The sequence below is a fragment of the Pseudomonas sp. AB6 genome, from assembly GCF_034314105.1.
Taxonomy (GTDB): Bacteria; Pseudomonadota; Gammaproteobacteria; order Pseudomonadales; family Pseudomonadaceae; genus Aquipseudomonas.
This window is the reverse complement of sequence record NZ_JAVIWJ010000001.1, coordinates 3,738,995-3,763,988: the sequence shown is the minus strand read 5'-3', so window position 1 is coordinate 3,763,988 and position 24,994 is coordinate 3,738,995. Positions and strand designations below refer to the sequence as shown.

Annotated in this window: 23 protein-coding genes and 2 pseudogenes; 14 read left to right on the top strand and 11 right to left on the bottom strand. The window is 54.5% G+C overall.

The window, feature by feature from the left end:
* Positions 1-15: 15 nt before the first annotated feature.
* The 6 genes from RGW60_RS17795 to RGW60_RS17770 form a co-directional block, all read right to left on the bottom strand.
* Entirely contained in the window at positions 16-555 is a 540-nt protein-coding gene (locus RGW60_RS17795; RefSeq protein WP_322205810.1) for a twin-arginine translocation pathway signal protein, read from the bottom strand.
* A gap of 35 nt (positions 556-590) precedes the next feature.
* Complete coding sequence (locus RGW60_RS17790; RefSeq protein WP_322205808.1) at positions 591-2,021, bottom strand: coniferyl aldehyde dehydrogenase; 1,431 nt, start codon at positions 2,019-2,021, stop codon at positions 591-593.
* Positions 2,022-2,264: 243 nt separating this feature from the next.
* The gene (locus RGW60_RS17785) at positions 2,265-3,005 is read right to left on the bottom strand and encodes a penicillin-binding protein activator LpoB (protein WP_322205807.1); all 741 of its coding nucleotides are present in this window, start codon (positions 3,003-3,005) and stop codon (positions 2,265-2,267) included.
* 3 nt (positions 3,006-3,008) lie between these two features.
* Positions 3,009-3,599 (bottom strand): penicillin-binding protein activator LpoB, encoded by a 591-nt coding sequence (gene lpoB / locus RGW60_RS17780; protein WP_322205806.1) that lies wholly within the window; start codon positions 3,597-3,599, stop codon positions 3,009-3,011.
* Positions 3,600-3,643: 44 nt separating this feature from the next.
* On the bottom strand, positions 3,644-4,018 hold the full coding sequence (locus tag RGW60_RS17775) for a YcfL family protein (RefSeq protein WP_322205805.1): 375 nt from the start codon (positions 4,016-4,018) through the stop codon (positions 3,644-3,646).
* 12 nt (positions 4,019-4,030) lie between these two features.
* Complete coding sequence (locus RGW60_RS17770) at positions 4,031-5,428, bottom strand: hypothetical protein (RefSeq protein WP_322205804.1); 1,398 nt, start codon at positions 5,426-5,428, stop codon at positions 4,031-4,033.
* A 173-nt stretch (positions 5,429-5,601) separates the two neighbouring features.
* On the opposite strand from RGW60_RS17770, the gene RGW60_RS17765 reads away from it, so the two are divergent.
* Positions 5,602-6,048: a YaiI/YqxD family protein gene (locus tag RGW60_RS17765; protein WP_322205803.1), complete on the top strand. Its 447-nt coding sequence runs from the start codon at positions 5,602-5,604 to the stop codon at positions 6,046-6,048.
* A gap of 51 nt (positions 6,049-6,099) precedes the next feature.
* Here the strand turns inward: RGW60_RS17765 and elbB are convergent, their stop codons facing one another.
* Positions 6,100-6,774: an isoprenoid biosynthesis glyoxalase ElbB gene (elbB, locus tag RGW60_RS17760; RefSeq protein ID WP_322205802.1), complete on the bottom strand. Its 675-nt coding sequence runs from the start codon at positions 6,772-6,774 to the stop codon at positions 6,100-6,102.
* Between the two features lie 409 nt (positions 6,775-7,183).
* Positions 7,184-7,807 (bottom strand): DedA family protein, encoded by a 624-nt coding sequence (locus tag RGW60_RS17755; protein ID WP_322206959.1) that lies wholly within the window; start codon positions 7,805-7,807, stop codon positions 7,184-7,186.
* Between the two features lie 206 nt (positions 7,808-8,013).
* Between RGW60_RS17755 and hemB the strand changes: the two genes are divergently transcribed.
* The gene (hemB, locus tag RGW60_RS17750; protein WP_322205801.1) at positions 8,014-9,024 is read left to right on the top strand and encodes a porphobilinogen synthase; all 1,011 of its coding nucleotides are present in this window, start codon (positions 8,014-8,016) and stop codon (positions 9,022-9,024) included.
* Positions 9,025-9,041: 17 nt separating this feature from the next.
* Positions 9,042-11,255: a polyphosphate kinase 1 gene (gene ppk1, locus RGW60_RS17745; protein ID WP_322205800.1), complete on the top strand. Its 2,214-nt coding sequence runs from the start codon at positions 9,042-9,044 to the stop codon at positions 11,253-11,255.
* Here ppk1 and ppx read toward each other — a convergent pair.
* On the bottom strand, positions 11,242-12,744 hold the full coding sequence (gene ppx, locus RGW60_RS17740) for an exopolyphosphatase (protein WP_322205799.1): 1,503 nt from the start codon (positions 12,742-12,744) through the stop codon (positions 11,242-11,244). The two genes, ppk1 and ppx, sit on opposite strands and share 14 nt — an antisense overlap.
* 400 nt (positions 12,745-13,144) lie before the next feature.
* Here ppx and RGW60_RS17735 point away from each other — a divergent pair.
* The 5 genes and pseudogenes from RGW60_RS17735 (at position 13,145) to RGW60_RS17715 (ending at position 16,580) form a co-directional block, all read left to right on the top strand.
* A pseudogene (locus RGW60_RS17735) lies at positions 13,145-14,296 on the top strand (DUF2515 family protein).
* 110 nt (positions 14,297-14,406) lie between these two features.
* Positions 14,407-14,883 carry a hypothetical protein gene (locus RGW60_RS17730; RefSeq protein WP_322205798.1) on the top strand — a complete coding sequence of 159 codons (477 nt, stop codon included), beginning with the start codon at positions 14,407-14,409 and terminating at the stop codon, positions 14,881-14,883.
* Complete coding sequence (locus RGW60_RS17725) at positions 14,880-15,470, top strand: hypothetical protein (protein WP_322205796.1); 591 nt, start codon at positions 14,880-14,882, stop codon at positions 15,468-15,470. The genes RGW60_RS17730 and RGW60_RS17725 overlap by 4 nt, the downstream gene beginning before the upstream one ends.
* Before the next feature lie 115 nt (positions 15,471-15,585).
* On the top strand, positions 15,586-16,092 hold the full coding sequence (locus tag RGW60_RS17720) for an Hcp family type VI secretion system effector (RefSeq protein WP_322205794.1): 507 nt from the start codon (positions 15,586-15,588) through the stop codon (positions 16,090-16,092).
* Positions 16,089-16,580 carry a hypothetical protein gene (locus tag RGW60_RS17715; RefSeq protein ID WP_322207007.1) on the top strand — a complete coding sequence of 164 codons (492 nt, stop codon included), beginning with the start codon at positions 16,089-16,091 and terminating at the stop codon, positions 16,578-16,580. The genes RGW60_RS17720 and RGW60_RS17715 overlap by 4 nt, the downstream gene beginning before the upstream one ends.
* 104 nt (positions 16,581-16,684) lie before the next feature.
* Here the strand turns inward: RGW60_RS17715 and RGW60_RS17710 are convergent.
* Positions 16,685-16,794 (bottom strand): annotated as a pseudogene (locus tag RGW60_RS17710) (ATP-binding cassette domain-containing protein); the annotation flags it as partial.
* Between the two features lie 268 nt (positions 16,795-17,062).
* Here RGW60_RS17710 and trxA point away from each other — a divergent pair.
* The 5 genes from trxA to RGW60_RS17685 all read left to right on the top strand — a co-directional run bounded on the left by trxA (position 17,063) and on the right by RGW60_RS17685 (position 23,422).
* A complete protein-coding gene (gene trxA, locus RGW60_RS17705; RefSeq protein ID WP_322166590.1) occupies positions 17,063-17,392 on the top strand; it encodes a thioredoxin TrxA in 330 nt (109 codons plus the stop codon).
* 229 nt (positions 17,393-17,621) lie between these two features.
* Entirely contained in the window at positions 17,622-18,881 is a 1,260-nt protein-coding gene (gene rho / locus RGW60_RS17700) for a transcription termination factor Rho (RefSeq protein ID WP_322166589.1), read from the top strand.
* Positions 18,882-18,957: 76 nt separating this feature from the next.
* The gene (locus RGW60_RS17695) at positions 18,958-20,925 is read left to right on the top strand and encodes an acyltransferase family protein (protein WP_322205792.1); all 1,968 of its coding nucleotides are present in this window, start codon (positions 18,958-18,960) and stop codon (positions 20,923-20,925) included.
* A gap of 62 nt (positions 20,926-20,987) precedes the next feature.
* Entirely contained in the window at positions 20,988-22,454 is a 1,467-nt protein-coding gene (gene ubiD / locus RGW60_RS17690; protein ID WP_322205791.1) for a 4-hydroxy-3-polyprenylbenzoate decarboxylase, read from the top strand.
* Positions 22,454-23,422, top strand: a complete 969-nt coding sequence (locus RGW60_RS17685; RefSeq protein WP_322205790.1) for a CDP-6-deoxy-delta-3,4-glucoseen reductase — start codon at positions 22,454-22,456, stop codon at positions 23,420-23,422. The genes ubiD and RGW60_RS17685 overlap by 1 nt, the downstream gene beginning before the upstream one ends.
* 7 nt (positions 23,423-23,429) lie before the next feature.
* Here the strand turns inward: RGW60_RS17685 and RGW60_RS17680 are convergent, their stop codons facing one another.
* Complete coding sequence (locus RGW60_RS17680; RefSeq protein WP_407074091.1) at positions 23,430-23,918, bottom strand: sn-glycerol-3-phosphate transporter; 489 nt, start codon at positions 23,916-23,918, stop codon at positions 23,430-23,432.
* A gap of 341 nt (positions 23,919-24,259) precedes the next feature.
* On the opposite strand from RGW60_RS17680, the gene RGW60_RS17675 reads away from it, so the two are divergent.
* A complete protein-coding gene (locus RGW60_RS17675; protein ID WP_322206957.1) occupies positions 24,260-24,940 on the top strand; it encodes a gamma-glutamylcyclotransferase in 681 nt (226 codons plus the stop codon).
* Positions 24,941-24,994 lie beyond the last annotated feature (54 nt).

The window sequence follows — 24,994 nt, the reverse complement described above, 5'->3', positions numbered from 1 at the left end:
CGTTGGTCGGGGTGATCAAACCGTAGGCGGGCCTGAATACCCGCAATGCGCCCATGATTCGGCCCGGCCATACCACGCCATCATCACCAATTGCAGTAGGGCGTTATGGCCCATTCGCAATATGCCGAGCGAGCTGCTATCCCAGCGGTTAAGAAAGATTCTGATGTGCTCCGAGCTGGCGTTGTCCCAGCGTCCCCAAATACCTGTTAACGGGCCGCGTGTCACCGGCAACGCTAATACGTCGAATAACTGCTGAGTTAGTTTCAGCACTCCAGGAGAAAGCCCACTCAGGCTGGCATCGATATTTTTTAACGTGTCAGCGACAGCGTTCTGCACTGAAACGGCGCCAAGGCTGCCCTCCAGCAGCACCGGAATCAGCGCGCGCAGAAACGGTAAGTCGCTATCGCGCAATACCTCGAAATCAGCAGCGGGCGCGCTGGCTGAACAACCCGTCAGGCTTGCGGCAAGTCCGGCTGTGGACAAAAAAGCACCTGCGCATAGGCCGACTTTTAGTGCAGTGCGCCGCGACAAACTAAAGTGGTCAATGGTGTTCATTTTAGTGTTGGGCCTGTATTTTCCTGGAAGCCAGATCAGCGAATAAACAGCTTGTACACCAGTCGCTGTATCGCTTTTCCATAAGGCGGATAAATCAATCGCGCCGCATTAAAGCGCTGCTTGATAAACACGCCTTTGGCCTTGCTGAACGTCAGAAACCCTTCATGTCCATGGTAATGGCCCATGCCCGAGGCGCCGATGCCGCCAAACGGCATGTCATCCTGGGCGACGTGCAATAACGTGTCGTTCAGGCACACCCCACCGGAATGCGTCTGCTCCAACACCCGTTGTTGCTCGGCCTTGTTGTATCCAAAGTAGTACAACGCCAGCGGGCGCGGTCGCTGATTGATGTAGGCAAAGGCCTGGTCGATGCTGCTGTAGGGCACGATGGGCAAAATCGGACCGAAAATTTCATCTTGCATCACCGTCATGTCGTCGCGGACATTGAGCAATAGGCTGAACGGCATGCGTCGGCCTTGGCTTTCGTTAAACAGCGGAATCACTTTCGCGCCTTTGCTGCTGGCGTCGGTGAGGTGGCGATTAAGCCGCGCGAGCTGCCGCTCATTGATAATCGCGGTGTAGTCCGGGTTGTCAGTCAGCGTTGGGTAAAAATTGCGAATGGCCTCGCGATAGGCCTCTATAAAGCCATCGACTCGGTCTTGTGGTACCAACACATAATCGGGCGCGACGCAGGTTTGCCCCGCGTTCAGGCCTTTGCCGAAGGCAATCCGTTCAGCCGCGTCCTTGAGCGGCACGTCATGGGAAACGATCGCCGGGGATTTTCCACCTAATTCCAAAGTGACCGGTGTCAGATTTTCAGCAGCGGCGCGCATCACATGTTTGCCAATGCTGGTCGCGCCGGTGAACAACAAATGATCAAACGGCAGCTTCGAAAAGGCTATCCCGACTTCAGCCTCGCCCAAGACGACTGTTACCAGATCCGCCGGGAAGACCTGACCCAGCAAACGCTTAAGTAACTGGCCGGTAGCGGGAGTTGATTCGCTGAGCTTGAGCATTACTCGATTTCCGGCCGATAACGCCCCAACCAGGGGTCCGACGGCGAGAAACAGCGGGTAATTCCACGGTACGATAATTCCAACAACTCCCAACGGCTGATACACCACCTTGGCCGACGCAGGCTGAAACGCCATGCCTACGCTGCGTCGAGAAGGCTTCATCCAGCGCTTAAGGTGTTTACTGGCGTAATGAATGCCCAACAAACTGGGCATCAACTCAGCCAATAGCGTTTCGTCGGCGCTGCGATGACTGAAATCACTGCTGATGGCGTGGATCAAAGCTTGTCGCTCATCGCTCAGCAGCGTGCGCAAGGTCTTCAGCCATTGCTGGCGCTGCTCGGCAGTCGGCATTGGATGGGTGGCGAAGGCCTGACGTTGGACGTTGAACAGATGTTCAAGCGCGGTGACGGTTTGTTCAGACTCTTGCAAGTAGGCGAATTCGGCGGGCATGGTCGTTGCTCTTTTTAAACTTGTGCTGTGTTTTTAGAGTCATAACTCTACAAAGTCAAATTTTCGGAAGGGCAGGACGTGCCAGCATTCAATTGTGCTCTGCCACTGACCCATGGAGGCAGGCTTTTTTGCGAATTTAACGGCGCGGACTTTCAGGTGGACCGCACCGTTTCCTTCCCAAACACGGTTGCCCTCAACGCCGTCGTCGGCATGTCGAGGAGGTTAGGGCAACTGAATCTTTAGTCAGTGCAATATCGTTGGCGCTTCGTCGCGGGGCAGGTTAGTGCGTGGCGGCGCAGTTTCGCCGCTGCCATTAAAGCCAACCAGCTGTTCTTTCAACTGCCGAGCTACGTCTTGGCCAATGGATTTCGACACGTCCCGTACCACGCGCCCGCGATTAAGCGAGATGTGCTGGTCGTAGCCGTTTACCAGCTTTGTGTCCTGACCTTCGCCCATGGCAGTGAAGGCCGACGTGATTTCAAAGGTGCGGGTGTTGATCAGGCTAAAGCTGCCAACCAGCGTCAGTCCCAAGACTGCCGAATGGCTATTGGTATTTGCCAGAGCGGATATATCCTGACGAAAATCGATGTCCGACACAGTTCCGAACAGAACGAAGTCCGCCCCTTTAAAGTTTCCGCTCTTTATCCGCTTGATTACGTCATAGACGTCTTCTTGGGATTTGGAGGTGTACGGGGTGCCCTGAACCAGTTTGAACATTCCAGACTTTAGAATCTCGCCCTTAATATCGCCGCTGAATTTGCGCAACTCGCCCTGCTCGATGTAGCTGGTGCTGCTTTCGTATTCGTTGTAACTCGCCGAGCCACTGGCTTGATAGGCGTTGGCCTGGACATATGTCTGCGCGGAGACCGTATGGATGTATTGCTCCACCCGCTGCTCGAAGCCCAGGTCGGTGACCGCAATTTTTGGGGCTGCCTGCGCGCCAACGGCGCAGATCAAACCGAGAATGCCGATCCATGCACGCATTGTTTAACGCTCCGTGGTTTTGCGGATTTCTTTTTCGTCCATCCATTCGGCTATGCCGCTGTCAACGTCGACCAGTTGCAGGCTGAACTTGTAAAAAACGTCTTTAACGTCGCTGCTGCGTTTGACGATTGAGCTGATTGAGCCTTCCAGTCGGTATTTAGCAGCGACCATATTGCCGGTCTTATTGACTGTCGATGGCTTATATAGCCCGCTCTGATTTTGCAGTTTAAGTTGATCGACCTGGCTCTGCATGTCGGTGTTGTCGCTGGCAAAGCGGGCGGTCCCGGTCTTCATCAGTTGGGTTTTGATCGAGGTAGTAATCTCGCGGGTATCGATGTACTCGCTGGTCTTGTTTTTCACGTCGTACACCTGCACCACAGGACGACCCTGCAAAGCGCCGGATTGTGCCAGCGAGCGGGTCATGCTTTCAGCGATGGTTTGCAGGTCAGTTGAGCCGAACTCGTTGGTCACCAACTCGACAGCTTTGGTGTCGCCATAGCTGATATTTTTTCCGCCGAGAACCGGGGAATTCGAGGCGCAGCCGCCGACCAGAAGAGCAGTTAGGGCGATCAGTGAAAAGCGTGCAAAAAACATGGTGGGTCTCTCTTGAAAAGATCGAGCAAAAAAGGAGTTTTTGATTAAGGCGTTTTCACTTCGATTCTGAAATCAGTAGCCCTGGGCACGGGTGCGATGCTGGTCAGAACGCTGGTTTGCGACCCGTATAGGGTCTGGCTTTTCCAGGTTTCTTCATCGGCCACGGGAAAACCGTCGTTGTCGAGCCATGCAAATCGGTAATAAAACGTCGTATTGCTGCTGCTGGCATTGCTCAGCGCTGCTTTAACGGTCAGAAAGCCGTTCTCGCGGGCAACGCGCATAGCGCCGACGTCGATGTTTTTCAGCTTACCCATAGCCACTATTTTACTGGCAGCACTGCCCGGTACCGGAGGAGGTGGAGGCGTAGCGCAACCGACGAGTAGCGCAACAGCCATCAGGCCAAAAATTTTGATACGCATACGGGCGCTCCGTTAAGGTTGTTTGATGCTGGCCAACGCTTGCGATGTGTTTGGTGGGATGACGTGTGAGGCCAAACCGCTGGCGTAAACCTGATTACCGATCACACGAAGTGCGATGACTTGGTAGCGCTGATCGACTTTGATCTGAACCTGTCGACCGCCTTGAGCAGCCGGCAGACTTAGTTGATGGTCGCCCTGTTTAAGGCGCAAACGGACCACTTGGGTCGTATCGGGCAACGTGCGCCAGGTGCGGGTATCCGCGCCTTCAGCTACGGCGGAGGCGATACCCAGCACCAACCCGGCCATCGGGTTGGCTTTGTTTAATTGGGCTTGAGCAACGCTGCGGGTAATGGCGCGCACGGAAGTGCGCAGGATGATCCCTGGCATGTCGTCACGCAGTGCCCGCCGCGACATCGCGGTGGTGCTGTTTAGTAACGTCAGGTTGAGCGGCTGGCCATCGAGACCAATTTGGCTGAAGGCGGCGGTCGACAGGTCCGGTCTGATCACCGGAAAAGATAAAGCCGTGATCACTAGGCCGTTGTTGATCGGCAAGGGCAGCGGAATACGGACCGAGTCGCGGGCGGGGGCAAAACCGCTTTGCACCACAATCAGAACATCGCTGTCCGTGCTGGTGCTGGCCGCGTTGTCGAGATTAAGCAGGGCTTGGCTGAGCAGCGGAGTATTTGGGCGCAGCTCTGCGGCCTGGCGGTAACCGGGTGCGGCAAGACCTCGTTCTCCCAGTGCTTCGTAGACATAGCCGGCCAGATAATGACTGAACGCGCTTTGATAGCTGTTCTTAAGGCCGACAACGTCCGGCGCATTCAAGCTTTCTACCGGATAGCCCTTAAGGTCTTTGAACTCGGTTTTGACGCCTCGGCTTTGAGCGTCCTGTTCACTCTTGGCGTATTCTTTGTCGCGCAACTGGGCGATCACGGCCTCACGTTCGTGAGTCTTCTTGATCTCGGTTCGTGCTGCCTCGAAGTTGTTCTGGGCCAACAGGTTGAGGGCCATTTGGGTGGTTAGCATGACTTTTTCGTAGTCATAACCTTCGTAACGACGGACTTTGTCGTTGACTAAGTAACTACCGAACTGGCTGAGGTATTTGTCGGTATCCAACTTGACCGACTCTTCCCACGCGAACACGACACGATCGGCTGCATGCCAAGCGGTTTGACTGCCTGCAAGATCACCCTTAGAGCGTAGTAATTCGCCTTTTTCGAAGTAATACAGCAAGTCCTTATCTTCGCCTGCATTGTTTTTTTCCAGCGTTAAAAGCGCGCCGTCAACGTTGCCGGTAGCCAACTGCTGGTTGGTTTCTTTGAGTTCGGTGTCGTAGCTGCGGAAGGCGGCGCAGCCAGCCAGTTGCGTAATAGCGACTAACGCCAACGCAGTCATTGCACGAAATGCCATGAATTATGTTCATCCCTGAAAGTCGACAACCGGCAGGAGGTGCCGATTGGAAAACCGTTTTGTAGCGGGAGCAAAGTATAGGCTTCAGTGCTGGCAAAACAATGGCCTAATGACAGTATTTGTTACGCTTTTACGTGTAGCACATACTCACTGTCTCTTTTTGGAAGTACCGTATGCGCGTTTGGATAGATGCCGATGCTTGTCCTCGGCCAGCGAAAGATCAGGTCATCAAGTTCGCCTTGAAGCGTCAGTTCGAGGTGCTACTGGTGGCGGGACAAAGTCAAATTAAGCCGAGCTACAGCTGCGTCAAATTAATCGTGGTCCCTAGCGGGCCGGACGCGGCAGACGATTATTTGGTCGAGCATGCGGTGCCAGGTGATCTGGTGATCTGCAGCGACGTGCCGTTGGCAGATCGTCTGATCAAAAAAAGCGTCGCCGCGCTAGATCCTCGGGGCCGCGAGTTTGACCCGCAGAACATGGGTGACCGCTTGGCAGTGCGAAATTTGTTCACTGATTTACGTGAACAAGGCCAAATGAGCGGTGGCCCAGCACCCTATGGCGACCGCGAAAAACAGACGTTTGCCAACGCGCTCGACAGGATACTCACGCGATTGGCTTAACGACGGCGCGGTATCGAAGACGGGCCGCGCGTTCTGAATTTGGAATTGTGACTAGGCCGCTTCCTCATGGTCCTGCATAAGTTCAATTACCCGATCAACCAACTTGTTAATGCCCGCCGCCGCCTCGCTGATTGACTGGGCGATCATATAGGCCGGAGTACTGATCAGTCTGCGTGCAGGGTCTTCAACGATTTCGCCTACGGTGCATTCCTTGTGGGTGCCGCCCATTTTGCCGATTGCTTTGGCGGTTTCTGGATCGTTACCGACGGTGCAAGTAACGCCAGGGCCGTAGATTTTTGCTGCCAGGGCAGGGGAAACGCAGATCAACCCCACGGGCTTGCGCGATTCGGCAAACGCTTCGGCCAAGGCCAGCAGAGCGGGATTGATGCTGCAATTGGCGCCTTCAACAGCGAAATTGGACAGATTTTTAGCCGCACCGAATCCACCCGGGATGATCAACGCATCGAACTCGTCGGCATCTGCTTCACGAATATCTTTGATTGCGCCACGGGCGATGCGGGCGGACTCAATCAAAACATTCCGCGACTCGGGCATTTCCTCACCGGTCAGGTGATTGACCACGTGGTGCTGTGGGATGTCGGGTGCAAAACACTGCACCTCAACCCCGCGCTGGTTCAGGCGCAGCAGGGTAAGGACGCTTTCATGGATCTCAGCTCCGTCCTGGACGCCGCAGCCCGAAAGAATAACGGCCACTTTCTTTTGCATGGGTTTGCTCCTGTGAAGGGCACCGATGGAGTCGCCGTTGGCGAGCTGGAATCTGTGTTAACCAGTCTGCAGTTTTATGCCAAATTAGCCGCTGATGCACGGCGGACCAAGCATGGCAGCGACAAGCTGCGGATTTATGGATGCGCGCCGGTGGTGCCGGGCGAATGTTGCCGCAAAATGCCCAATCATCCAGTCTGACTTGAGCCCTTTCCGTAAGTTCGAAATACTGCCGAGCCGTCGCAGCGGGCTTACATCTCGATGCAATTCGCGGTTCATGTGCGCCTGGGGAGCTATCTACTGTACGGGAGCGACAATTTGTAGATAGCTGCCATGGTGGTGAGCGGGTCCGGGTTGCGTTAGTGACCTACGTGCGACTGAGCGCAATGTTTTTAGTGCGCTCGTGGACATTTCATTCGTCTGGTAGGTGCTTAATCTCGACCGTTGCCGATTCTCGCTTGGACAATTCCAACTCTCTGGCAATGCGAGCGGCCTTGATTCGACGTCGCAACCACAAGATCCCGCCTAGGATCAGCAAGGCGCCTAGCACCCACAGTTCGTACTTCTTAACATTGCCTAGCAAGCCTTCGAGCAGCGCGCCAAAGTGATAGGCTGCAGCGCCCAGTGCAGCGGCCCAAACGGCAGCGCCCAGGCCATTCAGTAGTAAGTAGCGTCCGGGCGGATAACCGGACAATCCTATTGCCACCGGCATCACGGTGCGTAACCCGTACACAAAGCGGAAACTCAGCACCCAAATATCGGGGTGCTTACGGATATGTTCCAGCGCCTTGTCGCCCAGCAACTGCCAACGAGGCTTGCGCGCCAGCAGCTTGCGGCCGTGCTTGCGCCCAAGAAAATACCAAAGCTGATCGCCAGCGTAGCTACCAAAAAAGGCAACCACCACCACCAGGTTGATGTCCATGTATCCACGGAACGCAAGAAAGCCGGCGAGGACAAGAATCGTCTCACCTTCAAAAAAGGTTCCTAGAAAGAGGGCAAAGTAGCCAAATTCCTGCAATAAATGTTGGAGCATTATATGGATGCTAGCGAAATGAACGCGCAGCCTAACTCGCCGAAGCCATTCAGGAAAGTGTGGATATGTGTCTCAGCGTTAACATTTCCTACAAGGACCAACGACTGCGTCCCACGGTCGCAGGGTTGCCCATAGCTGTAACGCAGCGGTCATAATAGCCGCTTATAACTGTCACGCTTGCCCGCCAGCGCGGGCTCAGGAGTCTTGCCGTGAGCTTTACCCCCGCCAGCCGCTTGTTTCCCTCTACTCGCCTGCGCCGCAACCGTCGCGACGATTTCTCCCGCCGCCTCGTCCGTGAAAACGTTCTGACCGTCGACGATCTGATTCTTCCGGTTTTTGTACTCGACGGGGAAAACCGTCGCGAAATGATTACGTCGATGCCAGGCGTCGAGCGTATGAGCATTGATCAGTTACTAATAGAAGCTGAGACTTGGGTTGCGCTGGGTATTCCTGCGTTGGCGTTGTTTCCGGTCACGCCGCCTGAAAAAAAGACTCTGGACGGCGCTGAAGCGTGGAATCCTGAAGGCATCGCTCAGCGTGCTACTCGTGCTCTACGTGACCGATTCCCTGAATTAGGCGTCATTACTGACGTTGCCCTGGACCCGTTCACCACGCATGGCCAAGACGGCATCTTGGACGAGCATGGCTACGTGCAAAACGACATCACTGTCGATGCGCTGGTTAAACAAGCTTTGTCCCACGCTGCCGCTGGTGCACAAGTAGTCGCACCTTCGGACATGATGGACGGTCGCATTCAGGCTATCCGCGAAGCGTTGGAGTTGGCAGATCACGTTAACGTGCGGATCATGGCCTATTCAGCCAAGTACGCCAGTGCCTATTATGGTCCGTTTCGTGATGCGGTAGGCTCGGCACTGAATCTGGGCAAAGCCAACAAGGCGTCTTATCAGATGGACCCGGCCAACAGCAACGAAGCGCTGCACGAAGTAGCGGCTGACTTGTCTGAAGGTGCAGACATGGTCATGGTCAAGCCGGGCATGCCCTATTTGGATATTCTTTTGCGGGTAAAGGAAGAGTTCAAAGTACCGACCTTCGTTTATCAGGTCAGCGGTGAATACGCGATGCACATGGCGGCCATCCAGAATGGCTGGCTGAGTGAGGGGGTGATACTGGAATCTCTCACCGCTTTTAAACGTGCAGGTGCTGACGGCATTCTTACTTATTTCGCCGTTCGTGCTGCTCAACTGCTAAAAGGGCAGTAGCCCAAACAGGAACACCCATGAATACCGAAGGACTCACCGAAGCAGCTGTTCAGATCGCCGTTCAGGATACTCAGCCTGTGGTTGAGCCGAGCATTGAAGTGGTGGCGGTCCCCGAGGCGGTCCAGCCCGCGCCAGTGCCACAGCCTGCTGTTCATAATCTGGACGACAGCAACCTGTACATCCACCGCGAACTGTCGCAATTGCAGTTCAATATTCGCGTGTTGGAGCAGGCGCTGGATGAGTCCTACCCATTGCTGGAGCGGCTGAAGTTTCTGTTGATTTTCTCCAGTAACCTCGATGAATTTTTCGAGATTCGTGTCGCAGGTTTGAAGAAACAGATTACCTTTGCCCGTGAACAAGCGGGCGCAGATGGGTTGCAGCCGCAACAGGCTTTGGCGCGGATTAGCGAATTGGTACATGGGCATGTGGACCGCCAATACGCGATTCTCAACGATATCCTTTTGCCAGAACTGGAAAAGCATCAGGTTCGTTTTATTCGTCGTCGGTACTGGACTGCCAAGCTCAAAGCTTGGGTTCGTCGCTATTTTCGTGACGAGATTGCGCCGATCATCACACCGATCGGCCTCGATCCCACACACCCATTCCCGTTGCTGGTGAACAAAAGCCTGAACTTTATAGTTGAACTGGAAGGGGTTGATGCCTTCGGTCGCGATTCCGGTCTGGCGATTATTCCGGCACCGCGCTTACTCCCACGCATTATCAAAGTGCCAGAGGAAATCAGCGGAGCAGGGGACAACTACGTTTTCCTATCATCAATGATCCATGCGCACGCCGATGATCTTTTCCAGGGTATGAAGGTCAAGGGCTGCTATCAGTTTCGCCTGACTCGAAACGCCGACTTGGCCGTTGATACCGAAGACGTAGAAGACTTGGCCCGCGCCCTGCGTGGCGAGTTATTTTCGCGGCGTTACGGTGATGCAGTCAGGCTGGAAGTGGCGGACACCTGTCCGAAACACCTTTCTGATTACTTACTCAAGCAGTTCAGTCTGAGTGAAACCGAACTTTATCAAGTCAACGGACCTGTCAACCTGACGCGTTTGTTCAGCATCACTGGCCTGGATAGCCATCCCGAGTTGCAGTACGCGCCGTTTACCCCGGCCATTCCTAAGCTACTGCAAAACAGTGAGAACATTTTCACGGTCATCAGCAAGCAAGATATTTTGCTGCTGCACCCGTTTGAGTCCTTCACACCCGTCGTGGATTTACTGCGCCAGGCAGCGAAAGATCCGCATGTGCTCGCAGTTCGGCAAACGCTGTACCGCAGTGGCGCCAACTCGGAAATCGTCGATGCTTTAGTAGACGCCGCTCGTAACGGTAAGGAAGTTACGGCGGTGATTGAACTGCGAGCCCGGTTCGATGAAGAGTCCAACCTGCAACTGGCCAGCCGTCTCCAAGCGGCAGGCGCAGTCGTGATCTATGGCGTGGTTGGATTTAAGACGCATGCCAAGATGATGCTGATTCTGCGCCGCGAGGCCGGCGAGATTGTGCGCTATGCGCATTTAGGGACTGGCAACTACCATGCCGGTAACGCTCGTCTGTATACCGATTACAGCCTGCTGACCTCCGACGATGCCCTGTGCGAAGACGTCGGAAAACTGTTCAGTCAGTTGATCGGGATGGGTAAAACGTTGCGCATGAAGAAGCTGCTGCATGCACCGTTCACCCTCAAGAAAGGCATGCTCGACATGATTGCCCGGGAGACGCAGTTCGCCCTCGATGGTAAACCGGCGCACATCATTGCCAAATTCAACTCGCTGACCGACCCTAAGGTTATCCGTGCGTTGTACAAGGCGAGCCAATCTGGCGTGCGTATCGATTTGGTGATTCGCGGTATGTGTTGTTTACGGCCGGGAATCGCGGGTGTTTCGCACAACATTCATGTGCGCTCGATCATCGGTCGCTTCCTGGAACACACACGGGTCTTCTACTTCCTCAATGGCGGTGAAGAGCAGATGTTTCTTTCCAGCGCCGACTGGATGGAGCGCAACCTCGATAAACGCGTAGAGACGTGCTTCCCGGTCGAAGGCAAGAAGTTGATTCTGCGGGTCAAAAAGGAGTTGGAGAGTTATCTGACGGATAATACCCACGCCTGGATTCTGCATTCAGACGGCCGCTACACACGCAGCACGCCGACCGGTAACCAGAACCCTCGCAGTGCCCAGGCGACGCTGCTAGAGCGCCTGAGCAATCCAATACTCAGCGTACGCTGAAGACGATCCCAACTCGGGCCAACCACTCGGCTTCCAGTGCGAAGTCGGCCTGAGTCAGCTGGTTGTTTTCCAGCCAGCCGTCCGGGAACAATACGTCTAAGCTCTGATCGTTGGCGTGCAACACCACTTGAGGCATCGCTTGGGTGCCACGGATGTGGTGGAACAGAATCGCAAAGCGCAGCAGCACGCACAGACGAATCAGCTTGATGCCTTCTTCGCCGAAATCAGCGAACTTGTCTTTGGGAATATTTCGGCGATGGCCTCGCACCAGCAGTGCCAGCATTTGTTGGTCTTCGCGGGAAAATCCGGCCAAGTCCGAGTGCTCGATCAAATAAGCGCCGTGCTTGTGGTAATGATAGTGAGCGATATCCAGGCCCACTTCATGAACCTTGGCCGCCCAGCGTAATAACTCGCGATACGGCTCATCCTCCAGCCCCCACGCCACGGCCACTTGCTCAAGAGAGTGCAGCGCTTTGGCTTCGACACGGGCGGCTTGTTCAAGGTCGACGTGATAACGCTCCATCAGCGAACTGAGGGTGCGCTCACGCACGTCTTCATGATGATGGCGACCCATGAGGTCATAAAGCACGCCTTCACGTAGCGCGCCCTCACAGTGATCCATGCGGGTGAGTTCCAGTGCGTCGAAAATAGCTTCAAGAATCGCCAGGCCTGCCGGAAAAATGGCCCGACGGTCAGGTTTGATGCCTTCAAAGTCGATTTTATCGACATCACCGAGCTTGAACATTCGGCGTTTGAGCCAGGCCAAGCCCTCAGCATTTACTTCACCGGTGCCGTGGCCGCCTGCTTTAAGGGCCAGACCGATGGCGCGGATGGTGCCGGACGAGCCAATGGCCTCGTCCCACGTGAGGCGATGCAGCGCGTGTTCAATGCTCATGATTTCCAAGCGCGCAGCGGTGTAAGCCTGGGCGTAGCGCGCCGGGGTGATTTTGCCGTCTTTAAAATACCGTTGAGTGAAACTCACGCAGCCCATTTGCAAGCTTTCGCGCAGTAGCGGTTCAAAGCGCTGGCCGATGATGAACTCAGTGCTGCCGCCGCCGATATCAGCGACCAGCCTTTTGCCAGGAGCATCAGCCAGCGTGTGCGACACGCCGAGGTAAATCAGGCGGGCCTCTTCACGCCCTGAGATCACCTCCACCGGGTGGCCGAGAATCTCTTCGGCCCGGCGAATGAAATCTCCCCGATTACGCGCTTCACGCAGGGCGTTGGTACCGACGATGCGGACGGCGCCGGACTCCATGCCACTGATTAGTTGAGCAAATTGCTTAAGACAATCAAGACCGCGTTGCATGGACTCTTCGGTGAGTTGGCGTTCATCAGTGATCCCTGCGGCTAACTGAACCTTCTCGCCGAGCCGCTCTAGAATGCGGATCTCGCCCAGATTGGCTTTGGCCACGACCATATGGAAACTGTTGGAGCCCAAGTCGATGGCGGCGATCAAAGAATGATTTTTTCTAGGGGACAGCGGCATGATTAAAGAGTCTCGGTCGAAAACCCCGTCATCGTGCCACGATCCTTCCCCGCCGCCAACGCGAAGCGTCGTGTGGCGCCCTGTAGAAGCCAACTTGTTGGCGATTAATCAGGCAAAGAGGTTTTCCGGTACCGCGTTAATGCCCTAGTCAACGAGTTGGTTCCCCTCAAGCATCGCTTATTTACGACTGCTTCGTAACCGATCGCGGGCAAGCGTCCTCCTAAAGCCCCGTATTGCTGCGCGACGGCCCGCTTTTTTCGTGCATTTCTGATTTTTTTGCTTCTGCGATTTGTAGGATCTTGGTGGTAGGTATGTAGGGCTTTTCTGATTGTGTGTTTTGCCGATTTTTTGCTGGTGTTTGGTTGGTAGGGTGCGGCTATTCCAGCCAGGAGCCAGCGCCATGACCCAGTGTTTCAAAGACCACGAATGCGACACGCAGAAGTTGAATCAGAACACCAAGCCGTTCTCCGAATGTAAAACGCACATGGTGAGCGCTTACGACACCACCTTTGAATGCACCGACGTCCCGGTGCTGACCTGCTCGGGAATCTGGCGAGTCTTCCAGCGCGAAGCTGAAGAAATTGTCGCCCCCGGCGGTGTCCTGATCGCCGACTCCATCGAACGCAACCGCGCCATCAACGCTGCCTATGCCCGGTTGTGGCTGCACGACAATCGTTTCCAATGGGCAGGGCTTGCGGCCTTTGCATCTAAGCAAGTCGGCTGCGGGTTGTTGCATGCAGCGAATACGAATGAGGTCATTCAAGCTGAAGTCGACGCCGGGCGCCGGATGTTCGACAGCGGCTCGGACTCGAGTGTAGGTATCAAGGGCCTGATTAATATCAAGACGTTGGATAAACACGCCATGGAGGATTATGAGGCCGCCAGCAAAAACAACCCTGTGCCGTTCTCGACGTTAGGCGGCGAACCCTCCTTGATGCAACAACAGTTCCGACACGTCTACGACATGATGGCCCTGGGTAATACCACGTTGTTTCTCGATATCTTCCCGCTGCATGCGTTTTACAAAAAGCGTGGGCTTGATGAACTAAGGATTTGTCTTGGCGAGCGAGCGGGCATTTTTGGTCATCCGAAGTTTCCAGTGTTGTGACCTGTGGGGCAGAAAAAGCTCGAGTTCGGTGTTCGGCATGGACAAATCCTGGAGGGTTTCGCTGCGATAGAAAAAGGGAATATTGCCAAAAGCGTGGAGCTTTTGGCTGTACATGAACAACGCAATATCCTGCAACCGACTATTTACGAAGACCCACAACTTAAACGGCTACTGCGCGGAAACCATGCCTCCTATGTCACCGGTTTTCCTTTGGGGGTGGCTCAAGCGATTGAGTTGACGCTGGCGAGCCAATGCCATCCCGTCGAGGATGGACGCACCCTCGAATTCAGCAGCAACCCGTTTGCAGACTTGTCAGATTACACGCAGCGCATAGCCTTCGTGATGCAAGCAGCGGCGCGTTTTGACGAGATGCTGGGTGACGGAAATCGACCTTTGCTGGAGCAATCAATAAGAGATATCGCCGAAGGGTCAGGTGTCCAATGAAGCGGCGATACTGGTTCTGCCTGGCCCTGCTGACAGTATGGTTAGCATTCGTCGCGAGGTCGTGGTACGAGCGGGAGATCGCCCTGGTGATAGGTGGAACCTACGAGGAGATGCTCAAGGCTTCGTCAGCCCGTTTTAGTTCACCTTTTCCCGGTGGGAGAATATGGCCGGGCATGCCAAAGTCAAATGTACAATTACGATTCACCGACCCGCAATATGGATTTATCACGCCAAAAAGCGCTGACGTATTCGTTGTATTCGATGACAACGTTATTGAAAACATCCAAATGTCTCCGCAGCTGGAACCCTTGTTACTCGATGACGCCTTGAAGGTAGTGCTGGACCTTCAGGACCAATGGCGTCGCGGAGGATGGATAAATAGAAATCACAAAAAATACCCACCCTTTGCCGATACGCCTCAATGGCGTGCTCAATTGCGCGACAAGGGAGGCACAACTGATTGGTATGCTGGCGACAAGTATCAGGCCATGCTCACAGTGCATCGTTTTGAAGATCGCAAACGCCCCGAAGAAGAGCGCTATAAGATTACCCTTGAAGTTGCCAAGCCTTGGACGCCTTACCCATGACTTGGCGTCGTTGGACGCTAATGATAGTTCTGACGGCATGGGCAGCATTCGTCGCGAGGTCGTGGTACGAGCGGGAGATCGTCGTGGAGATCGGTGGAACTTACGAGAATATGCGAAAGCAGTCGTCAGCCCGCTTTAGTCCACCTTATCCAGACGGGGGAATATCGTGGGGCGGTGCAAAATCCAACGCCCGATTACGGTTCCTCGACCCGCAATATGGATTTATCACCCCCATTGGTACGTCCTTCACTATGGGATTCAAGGGCAACACCATTGGCGATGTTCGTATCTCTCCGCAGACCGAGCCCTTGTTACTGGATGATGCCTTAAAGGTAGTGCTGGACCTTCAGGAACAATGGCGCCGCGGCGGATGGATAGATAGAAATCACAAAAAATATCCACCCTTTGCCGATACGCCCCAATGGCGCGCTCAATTGCGCGACAAGGGAGGCATAACTTATTGGTATGCCGGCGACAAGTATCAGGCCATGCTCACAGTGCATCGTTTTGAAGATCGCAAACGCCCCGAAGAAGAGCGCTATAAGATCACCCTTGAAGTTGCCAAGCCTTGGACGCCTTACCCATGACTCGGCGTCGTTGGAGCTGCCTTATAGATTCAACTGAGTTCGTCACAATCAGTGGGCAAGTTCCACCTCAACTACCCAATCTAAAAAACACCCTATCTAGCCAAGGAGTACACCCATGCCAATGCCACCCTACTTGACCATCATCGGCGAAAAACAAAAATTGATTACTGAAGGCTGTTCGTCGTTAGAGTCAATTGGCAATAACTACCAGCTCGGGCGAGAAGATCAAATTCTGGTGGATTCATTTGATCAGCATTTTGGTCGACCCCAAGGGGCGCAGCCCGGCCATCGGGTTCATGGGCCCTTCACCATTACCAAGATGCTCGATAAGTCGACCCCATTACTGTTTGAAGCGTGGCGCACGGGTGAAACACTGAGCCAATGCAAGTTTGACTGGTATCGAATTTCACCTAATGGTTTTCATGAGCATTTTTTTACCATGGTCTATAAAGACGCCCTGATTACCGATATACATATCGCAATGCCACATTGGCGCGATCCTGCATTTGCTCATATCACTCAATTGGAAACTGTTACGTTTACGTATCGGAACAACAGCTCGACTCATGAAACCTGCGGAACGACGGGTTCCGACTACTGGAATGAGGGAGCGTCGGCATGAAGTTGGTGCATCGTCGTAAACTCAACATGGGAGAAGAAAAATACGTCCATTCTCCCGCTGAAGCCTTGGTGATAGTCAAAAGACTTTTAGCAGGGCATCGGAAAATCGAAGGTCTGGCCGAATTGCGACGCGCCTCGATGGTCTTTCACGATCGTTATGTCTGGGAGCAGATTGAGCGCGGCGAGTGGGTGCTGACCAAGCCTGAGGCGCGCACGTTTGACTGGGGGGATTACGAGCCGCACGCTCGCCACCGAAGGATGCTGGCGGCTTTAGAGAACCCACCGCCTCAAATAGTCCCCCCTAAACTGATATTTCGTCTGTTTGACACAGAAACAGAGGAATTTATTGTTAGCCAAAGTTACTTTGGCGAATTTGATGGGGAGTCAGGCCAACGACGAGTCGATGCTCAAGGGTTTGGCAATTTCCCGGTGACATCGAAAAGATCGAGCCTTTCAGTGCGGATAGTGAACAGCTATTACCGCTATTAATGGCGTGTCGTTGTCGAGTTCTATGGCAGTGAGGGGATTGATTTATGTTTAGCGCTTCATCGAAAATCAAATCAGTTCCCTCAGCCCCCGTGATCGACCGACCCTTCGGGATCGAGAGCCGAGGGGATTCATCGCACAGCAGCACTTTGGGTGACATGGCCAACGCACGGGTAATCGCCACGCGCTGTTGCTGACCGCCTGACAAGCGATCAGGGAATGCATCGAATTCCCCCCCCAACGCGCTCCAGCATCTGCCGCGCAAGTTGCGCCGCTTTGGCTTTGGGCACCTTCGGCACCACCTGGCCTTCTTTTGAAGCTCTGTTTCGCACCGACTTTGCACCGACTTTTATGCTTGCCGGTGCCGACCTATTGCGCAATTGATGCAGGACCATAGCAAGACTCAATCAACCTCGGCTTCCTGAACCCGGTGAGTCCCGCTATGATGGAGCACGATTTTTAGCCTACGACCTCGGAGACTTTCCATGAGTAGCGACCTTATTAAACACGTCAGTGACGCCAGCTTCGAAGCAGAAGTCCTCAAGGCTGAAGGCGCGGTACTAGTAGATTACTGGGCCGAGTGGTGTGGCCCATGCAAGATGATTGCCCCCGTCCTGGACGAAATTGCCGAGACGTATAAGGGCAAGTTGACGATTGCCAAGTTGAACATTGACGAAAACCAGGAAACTCCTGCCAAGCATGGCGTTCGCGGTATCCCGACCCTGATGTTGTTCAAAAACGGCAACGTTGAAGCTACCAAAGTAGGCGCTCTGTCGAAGTCGCAACTGACTGCATTTCTCGATAGCAACATCTGAAGCACCTAAGCCCCGCACAAAGCGGGGTTTTTTATGAAGCCAGGACTAGACGCCCTGAAAGTGCAGTGTTACATTCGGCCCCGCAATGGCTTCTCCATTGCCCCCTGCTAGCCGTCGCCGACGCTTATCCTTTCGAATTAGTACGCGATCCTGTCGCCTTCTCTGCGGCGCGGCCTCATTAAGCCAAAAGCTTAATTTCCCCTCCCATACATGATTACGTCATTCCTATATGAACCTGACTGAACTCAAGCAAAAGCCGATTACCGATCTGCTCGAAATGGCCGAACAGATGGGCATAGAAAATATGGCCCGTTCGCGTAAGCAGGATGTGATTTTTTCCCTGCTGAAAAAGCACGCCAAAAGTGGCGAGGAAATTTCCGGTGATGGCGTGTTGGAGATTCTCCAGGACGGCTTCGGTTTCCTCCGCTCTGCAGACGCCTCCTACCTAGCCGGTCCTGACGATATTTATGTCTCGCCGAGCCAGATCCGCCGTTTCAACCTGCGCACTGGCGATACCATCGTCGGAAAGATCCGTCCGCCTAAAGAAGGCGAGCGTTATTTCGCTCTGCTAAAGGTCGACACGATCAACTATGACCGTCCGGAAAACGCGAAGAACAAGATTCTTTTCGAAAACCTGACGCCGTTATTCCCGACCATTCGCATGAAGATGGAAGTCGGTAACGGTTCAACTGAAGACCTTACTGGCCGGGTGATCGATCTTTGCGCCCCGATCGGTAAAGGCCAGCGTGGCCTGATCGTTGCGCCGCCAAAAGCCGGCAAAACCATCATGCTGCAGAACATCGCAGCGAACATCACGCGTAACAATCCGGAAGTCCATCTGATCGTATTGTTGATCGATGAGCGCCCGGAAGAAGTGACCGAAATGCAACGCACTGTGCGCGGCGAAGTGGTTGCTTCGACCTTCGACGAGCCACCAACCCGGCACGTACAGGTTGCCGAAATGGTGATCGAGAAGGCCAAGCGTTTGGTCGAACACAAAAAAGACGTGGTGATTCTGCTCGACTCCATCACCCGTCTGGCTCGTGCTTACAACACCGTGATTCCTAGCTCCGGCAAGGTACTCACCGGTGGTGTCGATGCTCACGCCCTGGAGAAACCGAAACGTTTCTTCGGCGCTGCACGGAACATCGAAGAAGGCGGCTCGCTGACCATCATCGCTACCGCGCTGGTTGAAACCGGCTCGAAGATGGATGAAGTGATTTACGAAGAATTCAAAGGCACGGGCAACATGGAGCTGCCGCTGGATCGTAAAATCGCTGAAAAACGCGTGTTCCCAGCTATCAACATCAACCGTTCCGGTACCCGCCGTGAAGAGTTGCTGACGGCTGATGACGAGCTGCAACGGATGTGGATTCTACGCAAACTGCTGCACCCTATGGACGAAGTCGCGGCTATCGAGTTCCTGATCGACAAGCTGAAGCAGACCAAGACCAACGACGAGTTCTTCCTGTCGATGAAGCGCAAATAAGCCGCTGACTCAATCTGGCTGAACCGTGTGAAAAGAGTGGTGTCCTTAGGGACACCATTTTTTTTGGGACACGGAAGTGAATTACATCCTTGGCAATCGTCGTGACATCGACGGATTACGGGCGCTGGCCGTTATTCCAGTCGTCCTGTTTCATTACGGGTTCAATGGCTTCAGCGGCGGCTTTGTAGGCGTCGACGTGTTTTTTGTTATTTCAGGATTTCTGATTACATCAATCATATGTCGTGAAATCGAAGCTGGGCGGTTCAGTTTTTATGAGTTTTGGTCGCGGCGCGCTCGACGCATTATCCCAGCGTTAAGTGTAGTGATAGGCGCCGTTCTGTTAGTCGGCTGGTTGCTACTACCCCCTAACGATTATGCGCAGTTGGGCCGAGCCGTTCGTTACCAGGCGATGTTCGTTTCCAACATTCTTTTCATGCATCAAGACGGCTATTTCGAGGCGGCTTCGGCGTTCAAACCGTTACTGCACACTTGGTCGCTGTCTGTCGAAGAGCAGTACTACATTTTCTTCCCTTTGTTGATGGTTCTGCTTACGCGTTATATCCGGCGCTGGCGTTGGGTGTTGTTCGCGTTGCTGGTGGTGTCGTTTCTTCTCAATATTTGGACTGTGGCCCGGCAACCCGATGCCGCTTTCTTTTTATTGCCGATGCGGGCATGGGAGTTGCTGTGCGGCGCAATGCTGGCTGCGCTACCTGCGCTACCTGCGCAGCCACGCGGATTGCGTCCGTGGGTTTATCAGGTCGTGAGCGTGGCGGGATTTGCGGCCGTGATCCTGGCGGTGTGTACGTTAGACAAAAATACGTTGTTTCCGGGTTGGGCGGCGTTGCTTCCGGTACTGGGTGCTACAGCGATGTTGTGGGCCAACGGCCAGTCACCGACGTGGGTGGGCCGACTCCTGGGCACTCGGATGCTGGTAGGAGTTGGGCTCATTTCATATTCGCTCTACCTCTGGCACTGGCCGATTTTCGTCTACGCCAATGCGGTATCGGTCGATGGCCTGTCACTGACCGAAGCCTGCGCCTGGGTGCTAGTTAGCATGGGGTTGGCATGTCTGAGCTGGCGTTTTGTAGAACTGCCTTTCAGGCAAAAGCGGCTAATGGCGACTCGCGAGTCAATGGTGGGTGCTGCCGCTATCAGCATGTTGGCGCTGGCCATGCTGGGCCAATCATTACGCTGGACGGACGGTATGCCTGAGCGTTTATCCGATCAAGCCATGCGATATGCTCAGGCGAGTCATTGGACTCAAGGGCAGATAGCATGTTTGATGGACACGCAAAGCGCTGATTTGAACACCGTGTGCCGCTTTGGCGGGGCCACCGACACATCGCCTCTGCAATTTGTGTGGGGTGATAGCCATGCTGCCGCGCTGACGCCTGCGCTCCGGGCCGACGCAGAGCGTTATGGTAAATCTGTTTGGCTTGTCAGCTTGGCGGGTTGCCCACCCATCATTGGTGCTCACGTTCGTCAGCAATGCGAAGACTTCAATCGGCAAACGTTGGCGCTGGTGCGCCGAAAAAAGGTTCGCGATGTCGTACTCGCGGGTCGCTGGAGTCTATATCTGTATGGGGAAGAAGACGGCGACCAGAAGTACGTGGTGTTCCGAGCTGACGACGGTGGCAGCGCAGAGCAACACATGGCGGACGACCTGCGCAAGATGGTCGCCCGTGTGCGTGAAACCGGCGCACGGGTATGGTTGTTCAAGGAAGTGCCGATGCAGCGTCCGGGCACTATCGGTCGACTGAGCAGTTTGGCCATGATCGGGCGTTCTGCTTCGATGGTTGGTCGCCCGGTTGTTGAGCATAAAGCACGACAGCGATTTATCGACAGTTTATTCGCTGAATTGAGCGCTGCCGATGGTCAAGTGCGCGTGCTAGATCCGGCCGCGCTGTTGTGCTCGAGCGGTGTTTGCCGGGCCGAGATAAACGGCGCGCCGTTGTACATGGATGAAAATCACTTATCGGATCAAGGTGGCGAACGCCTTACCCCATTGTTCGACCCGATTTTCTTGAGCGAAAATGCCCGCTGACGTCGCCTATTCAACCTTCAGAGCAGGTAGGATGTGCGTCTATTTTAGGAATGGCCTGATCAATGAAATTCAAGGATCTTCGGGATTTCGTGCAGCAGCTTGAGCAGCGCGGAGAGTTAAAACGCATTAAGGTGCCCGTCTCGCCGGTGCTTGAGATGACCGAAATTTGCGACCGGACCTTGCGTAGTAAAGGCCCGGCATTGCTCTTTGAAAACCCCATCGGTTATGACATTCCGGTACTCGGTAACCTGTTCGGTACGCCGCAACGGGTGGCCATGGGCATGGGCGCCGAAGCCGTCAGCGAACTGCGTGAAATCGGCAAGCTGCTGGCGTTTCTCAAAGAGCCTGAGCCGCCTAAAGGCTTGAAGGACGCGTGGTCGAAGCTGCCGATTTTTCGCAAGATCATCGCAATGGCACCCAAGATCGTCAAAGATGCCCCATGCCAGGAACAGGTTATCGAAGGTGATGATGTCGACCTTGGCATGTTGCCAGTCCAGACTTGCTGGCCGGGCGATGTAGGTCCGCTGATCACTTGGGGGTTGACCGTCACCAAAGGTCCGAACAAGGACCGCCAAAATCTGGGTATTTATCGTCAGCAAGTAATCGGCCGCAACAAGGTCATCATGCGCTGGTTGAGTCACCGTGGCGGCGCGCTGGATTTCAGGGAGTGGTGCGAGAAGTATCCCGGCAAGCCGTTTCCGGTCGCCGTGGCGTTAGGTGCTGACCCGGCGACGATTCTCGGCGCAGTGACGCCGGTGCCTGACAGCTTGTCCGAATACGCATTCGCTGGCTTGCTGCGCGGTAACCGCACTGAGCTCATTAAATGCCGTGGTAACGACCTGCAAGTTCCAGCTAGTGCGGAAATCGTCCTCGAAGGCGTGATTCATCCCGGCGAGATGGCCGATGAAGGGCCGTATGGGGACCATACCGGTTATTACAACGAAGTCGATAGCTTTCCGGTGTTCACGGTGGAGCGCATCACCCATCGAATCAAACCGATTTACCACAGCACCTACACCGGTCGGCCACCTGATGAACCGGCTATCCTTGGCGTAGCGCTAAACGAAGTGTTCGTGCCGATTCTGCAGAAACAGTTTCCGGAGATCACCGATTTCTACTTGCCGCCTGAAGGCTGTTCCTATCGGATGGCCATCGTGACCATTAAGAAACAATATCCCGGCCACGCCAAGCGCGTAATGCTGGGTGTCTGGTCGTTTCTGCGACAGTTCATGTACACCAAGTTCGTTATTGTCACCGACGATGACATTAACGCTCGGGACTGGAGCGATGTGGTCTGGGCGATTACCACACGCATGGACCCCAAGCGCGATACGGTGATGATCGAAAATACGCCGATCGACTATCTCGATTTCGCCTCCCCGGTTTCCGGTCTGGGTTCGAAGATGGGTCTGGACGCAACGCATAAATGGCCGGGTGAGACCACACGTGAGTGGGGTCGGGTTATCGTCAAGGATGAAGCGGTAACACGCCGGATCGACGATATTTGGAATGAGTTGGGAATAGATTGATGCGTGTAACCTTGCAGCCGTCTGGTGCGGTACTGGAGATGTTGCCCGGCGAGCGAATACTCGACGCTGCACAACGTCTTGGCTATGACTGCCCGCAGAGTTGCCGCAATGGCAATTGCCATATTTGCTCTGCGTTGTTGGTCGAAGGTCGAGTCATGCAAGCGGGTGAGGAGCGTGATCATGGCGAGTTCTACACCTGCCTGGCCGAGCCGCTGGAAGACTGCGTGGTGATGTGGGATGGCGTGTTAGCGCGTAACGAATTGCCGTTACGCAAGCTGGCCTGCCAGATTACCGAGTGCGTTGAAGTTGGCGGGGACGTATGGCGCATTCGGCTGCGAGCGCCCGCAGGTAAGCCACCGCGCTATCACGCCGGACAATACTTGATGATCGAACGCGAAAACGGCGAGAAATCGGCATTCTCCATGGCCTCATCCCCACACCGCGGGCGCGATCTTGAAATGCACATACTGGCTCGTGAAGCCAGTGCATTGAGCCTTATTGAACAATTGCAGCGCAACAGCATGGTCAACGTCGAACTGCCTTATGGCGATTCACACCTCGCCGATTTACCTGTTGGGCCGCTGGTATTGATTGCAGCCGGCACTGGCATGGGGCAAATGCAAAGCTTGATCGAGCATTGCCGTGCTTCGGGTTTTCAACACCCCGTGCATCTGTACTGGGGGGTTCGACGCCCTGAAGAGTTTTACGACATGCCCCATTGGGACGAGTGGAAACAGATGCCAAACTTGTATTTGCATAAAGTAGTCAGCGACCTATGCGGTTGGAAAGGGCGCTGCGGCATGTTGCATGAAGCGGTAAGCCAGGACATCAGCGATTTGTCGTCGGTGATTGTCTACGCCAGTGGCTCCCCGGCAATGGTCTACGCAACGCTCGACGCCTTGGTCAATGCCGGAATGGACGCGCACCAGATGCACGCCGACGTTTTTGCCTACGCGCCTCGCGGCTGAGTCAGCCTCAGAAACGAACCCCGACGTTCACCATCGTCGCCGAGAACCCCAACAAAACCGCCTCGGCCGTGACAGGGCCGAGATGGACGCCCACCGATGGGATAATCACCGGCGCAACGCCAAATCGGTTGAACGGAATCTTGTCGCGGTATTGGCCCCGATAGCCATACATTAGGCCTCCAGAAACTTTCACGTACACCGGATAATCTGCGTTCTCAAAGCGTTTGCCGACATACCCGTAAGCTGATTGCTGATCGTACGAATTGCGAAACGTGGCTGCTCCATACAGCAAACCAGACCCTTCGTTGCGCTCTAGGCCAATCAGCTGCTGCTGATTATTGTGTTTAGGGTCTGGAGAAAAATGCCGTGTATATACACTGGTCTGGACCAGCCAGAAGCCATCTTCACCCTTGCCCATGGCTTCACTCGCCCCTACAGATGTGAGCGCCGTCAGTAGCGTCAATGACGCCCAGCGTTTGATTTCTCTAACGTTCATCATTTTCCTCTGAGCATTTAAAGCCAAGGGGCGGCTTTATACAGCGCTGTAGTGAGGCTTGAAAGAGTGAGATGCCTACAGGATGTGTCGGAAATTTCTGACAGTGTTAGGCGGTCGGATTAGAAGAGTTCCGTTAGCCTTTCAGCAGCCTCACTCGCTATTCGATTTCGGTATTTAGAATAGTTGACCAAGGCTTCTAAGCTATAACGGTGACCGCAAAGGCGCCCGCAGCGTCTTTGTGTTCACTACCGCTCGGAAGATCAGCTTCGGTAGTGGATTACAAATTGCATGATATGCATCAGGTCAGCGACAACTGGGGTGGTAAGGCCAGGGGGAAAGCAATGGGGAATGAACTCAACAGTTTGATCGCGGCTGCCCACATCGGCCTGGAGATCAGTTACCCACCGGTAATTGACCTCGGCCCGCAGTTAACGCGCGAACAACTGCTCAGCTCTATGCAAGACACCATGAAGCTGCATCAAGGTGGCCCTGTGTGGCTATTCGCTTATGGCTCGCTCATTTGGCGGCCGGAATGCTCCGCCGTAGAGCGTCAGCGCGGACGAGTGCACGGTTATCATCGCGGTTTGTATCTTTGGTCCCACGAACACCGTGGCACACCAGAACTTCCTGGTCTTGTGTTCGGTCTTGATCGCGGGGGTTCTTGCAGCGGGTTCGCCTATCGCCTGCCCGCAGAATGCTTGCAAGAATCACTGCTCGCCCTTTGGCAGCGCGAAATGCCTTACCCCTCGTATAGACCTCACTGGCTAAGCTGCCGCCTTGAAGACGGCACTCGGGTTCAAGCATTGGGTTTCGTACTCGAACGCCACCTGCCCAGCTACGCCGGCAACTTGCCCGACAGTGTCCTCAGCCAAGTCCTCGCCAATGCCTGCGGCCGCAACGGCAGCACGCGCGACTACGTCGAACAAACCGCTAACTGCTTGCGCAGCCACGCCATGCCGGACCTGAATCTGGAAGCGAAGCTCAAACGAATGAATTCGGCCTCACAGGGTAGTGCAGGGTAATAGTTATGGCTTTGGACTCCCGAGCCACCATCGCAGCGGCCCGGGTTCTTAATT

Excerpts from the sequence above, each read along its gene's own strand:
- RGW60_RS17685 (WP_322205790.1), top strand. The coding sequence starts at position 22,454 with ATGCGTGTAACCTTGCAGCCGTCTGGTGCGGTACTGGAGATGTTGCCC.
- RGW60_RS17775 (WP_322205805.1), bottom strand. The coding sequence starts at position 4,018 with ATGCGTATCAAAATTTTTGGCCTGATGGCTGTTGCGCTACTCGTCGGT.
- rho (WP_322166589.1), top strand. The coding sequence starts at position 17,622 with ATGAACCTGACTGAACTCAAGCAAAAGCCGATTACCGATCTGCTCGAA.
- RGW60_RS17765 (WP_322205803.1), top strand. The coding sequence starts at position 5,602 with ATGCGCGTTTGGATAGATGCCGATGCTTGTCCTCGGCCAGCGAAAGAT.
- ppk1 (WP_322205800.1), top strand. The coding sequence starts at position 9,042 with ATGAATACCGAAGGACTCACCGAAGCAGCTGTTCAGATCGCCGTTCAG.
- RGW60_RS17680 (WP_407074091.1), bottom strand. The coding sequence starts at position 23,918 with ATGAACGTTAGAGAAATCAAACGCTGGGCGTCATTGACGCTACTGACG.
- RGW60_RS17720 (WP_322205794.1), top strand. The coding sequence starts at position 15,586 with ATGCCAATGCCACCCTACTTGACCATCATCGGCGAAAAACAAAAATTG.
- RGW60_RS17785 (WP_322205807.1), bottom strand. The coding sequence starts at position 3,005 with ATGCGTGCATGGATCGGCATTCTCGGTTTGATCTGCGCCGTTGGCGCG.
- RGW60_RS17675 (WP_322206957.1), top strand. The coding sequence starts at position 24,260 with ATGGGGAATGAACTCAACAGTTTGATCGCGGCTGCCCACATCGGCCTG.
- ppx (WP_322205799.1), bottom strand. The coding sequence starts at position 12,744 with ATGCCGCTGTCCCCTAGAAAAAATCATTCTTTGATCGCCGCCATCGAC.
- elbB (WP_322205802.1), bottom strand. The coding sequence starts at position 6,774 with ATGCAAAAGAAAGTGGCCGTTATTCTTTCGGGCTGCGGCGTCCAGGAC.
- RGW60_RS17725 (WP_322205796.1), top strand. The coding sequence starts at position 14,880 with ATGACTTGGCGTCGTTGGACGCTAATGATAGTTCTGACGGCATGGGCA.
- lpoB (WP_322205806.1), bottom strand. The coding sequence starts at position 3,599 with ATGTTTTTTGCACGCTTTTCACTGATCGCCCTAACTGCTCTTCTGGTC.
- RGW60_RS17795 (WP_322205810.1), bottom strand. The coding sequence starts at position 555 with ATGAACACCATTGACCACTTTAGTTTGTCGCGGCGCACTGCACTAAAA.
- RGW60_RS17790 (WP_322205808.1), bottom strand. The coding sequence starts at position 2,021 with ATGCCCGCCGAATTCGCCTACTTGCAAGAGTCTGAACAAACCGTCACC.
- RGW60_RS17730 (WP_322205798.1), top strand. The coding sequence starts at position 14,407 with ATGCTCAAGGCTTCGTCAGCCCGTTTTAGTTCACCTTTTCCCGGTGGG.
- ubiD (WP_322205791.1), top strand. The coding sequence starts at position 20,988 with ATGAAATTCAAGGATCTTCGGGATTTCGTGCAGCAGCTTGAGCAGCGC.
- RGW60_RS17770 (WP_322205804.1), bottom strand. The coding sequence starts at position 5,428 with ATGGCATTTCGTGCAATGACTGCGTTGGCGTTAGTCGCTATTACGCAA.
- trxA (WP_322166590.1), top strand. The coding sequence starts at position 17,063 with ATGAGTAGCGACCTTATTAAACACGTCAGTGACGCCAGCTTCGAAGCA.
- RGW60_RS17715 (WP_322207007.1), top strand. The coding sequence starts at position 16,089 with ATGAAGTTGGTGCATCGTCGTAAACTCAACATGGGAGAAGAAAAATAC.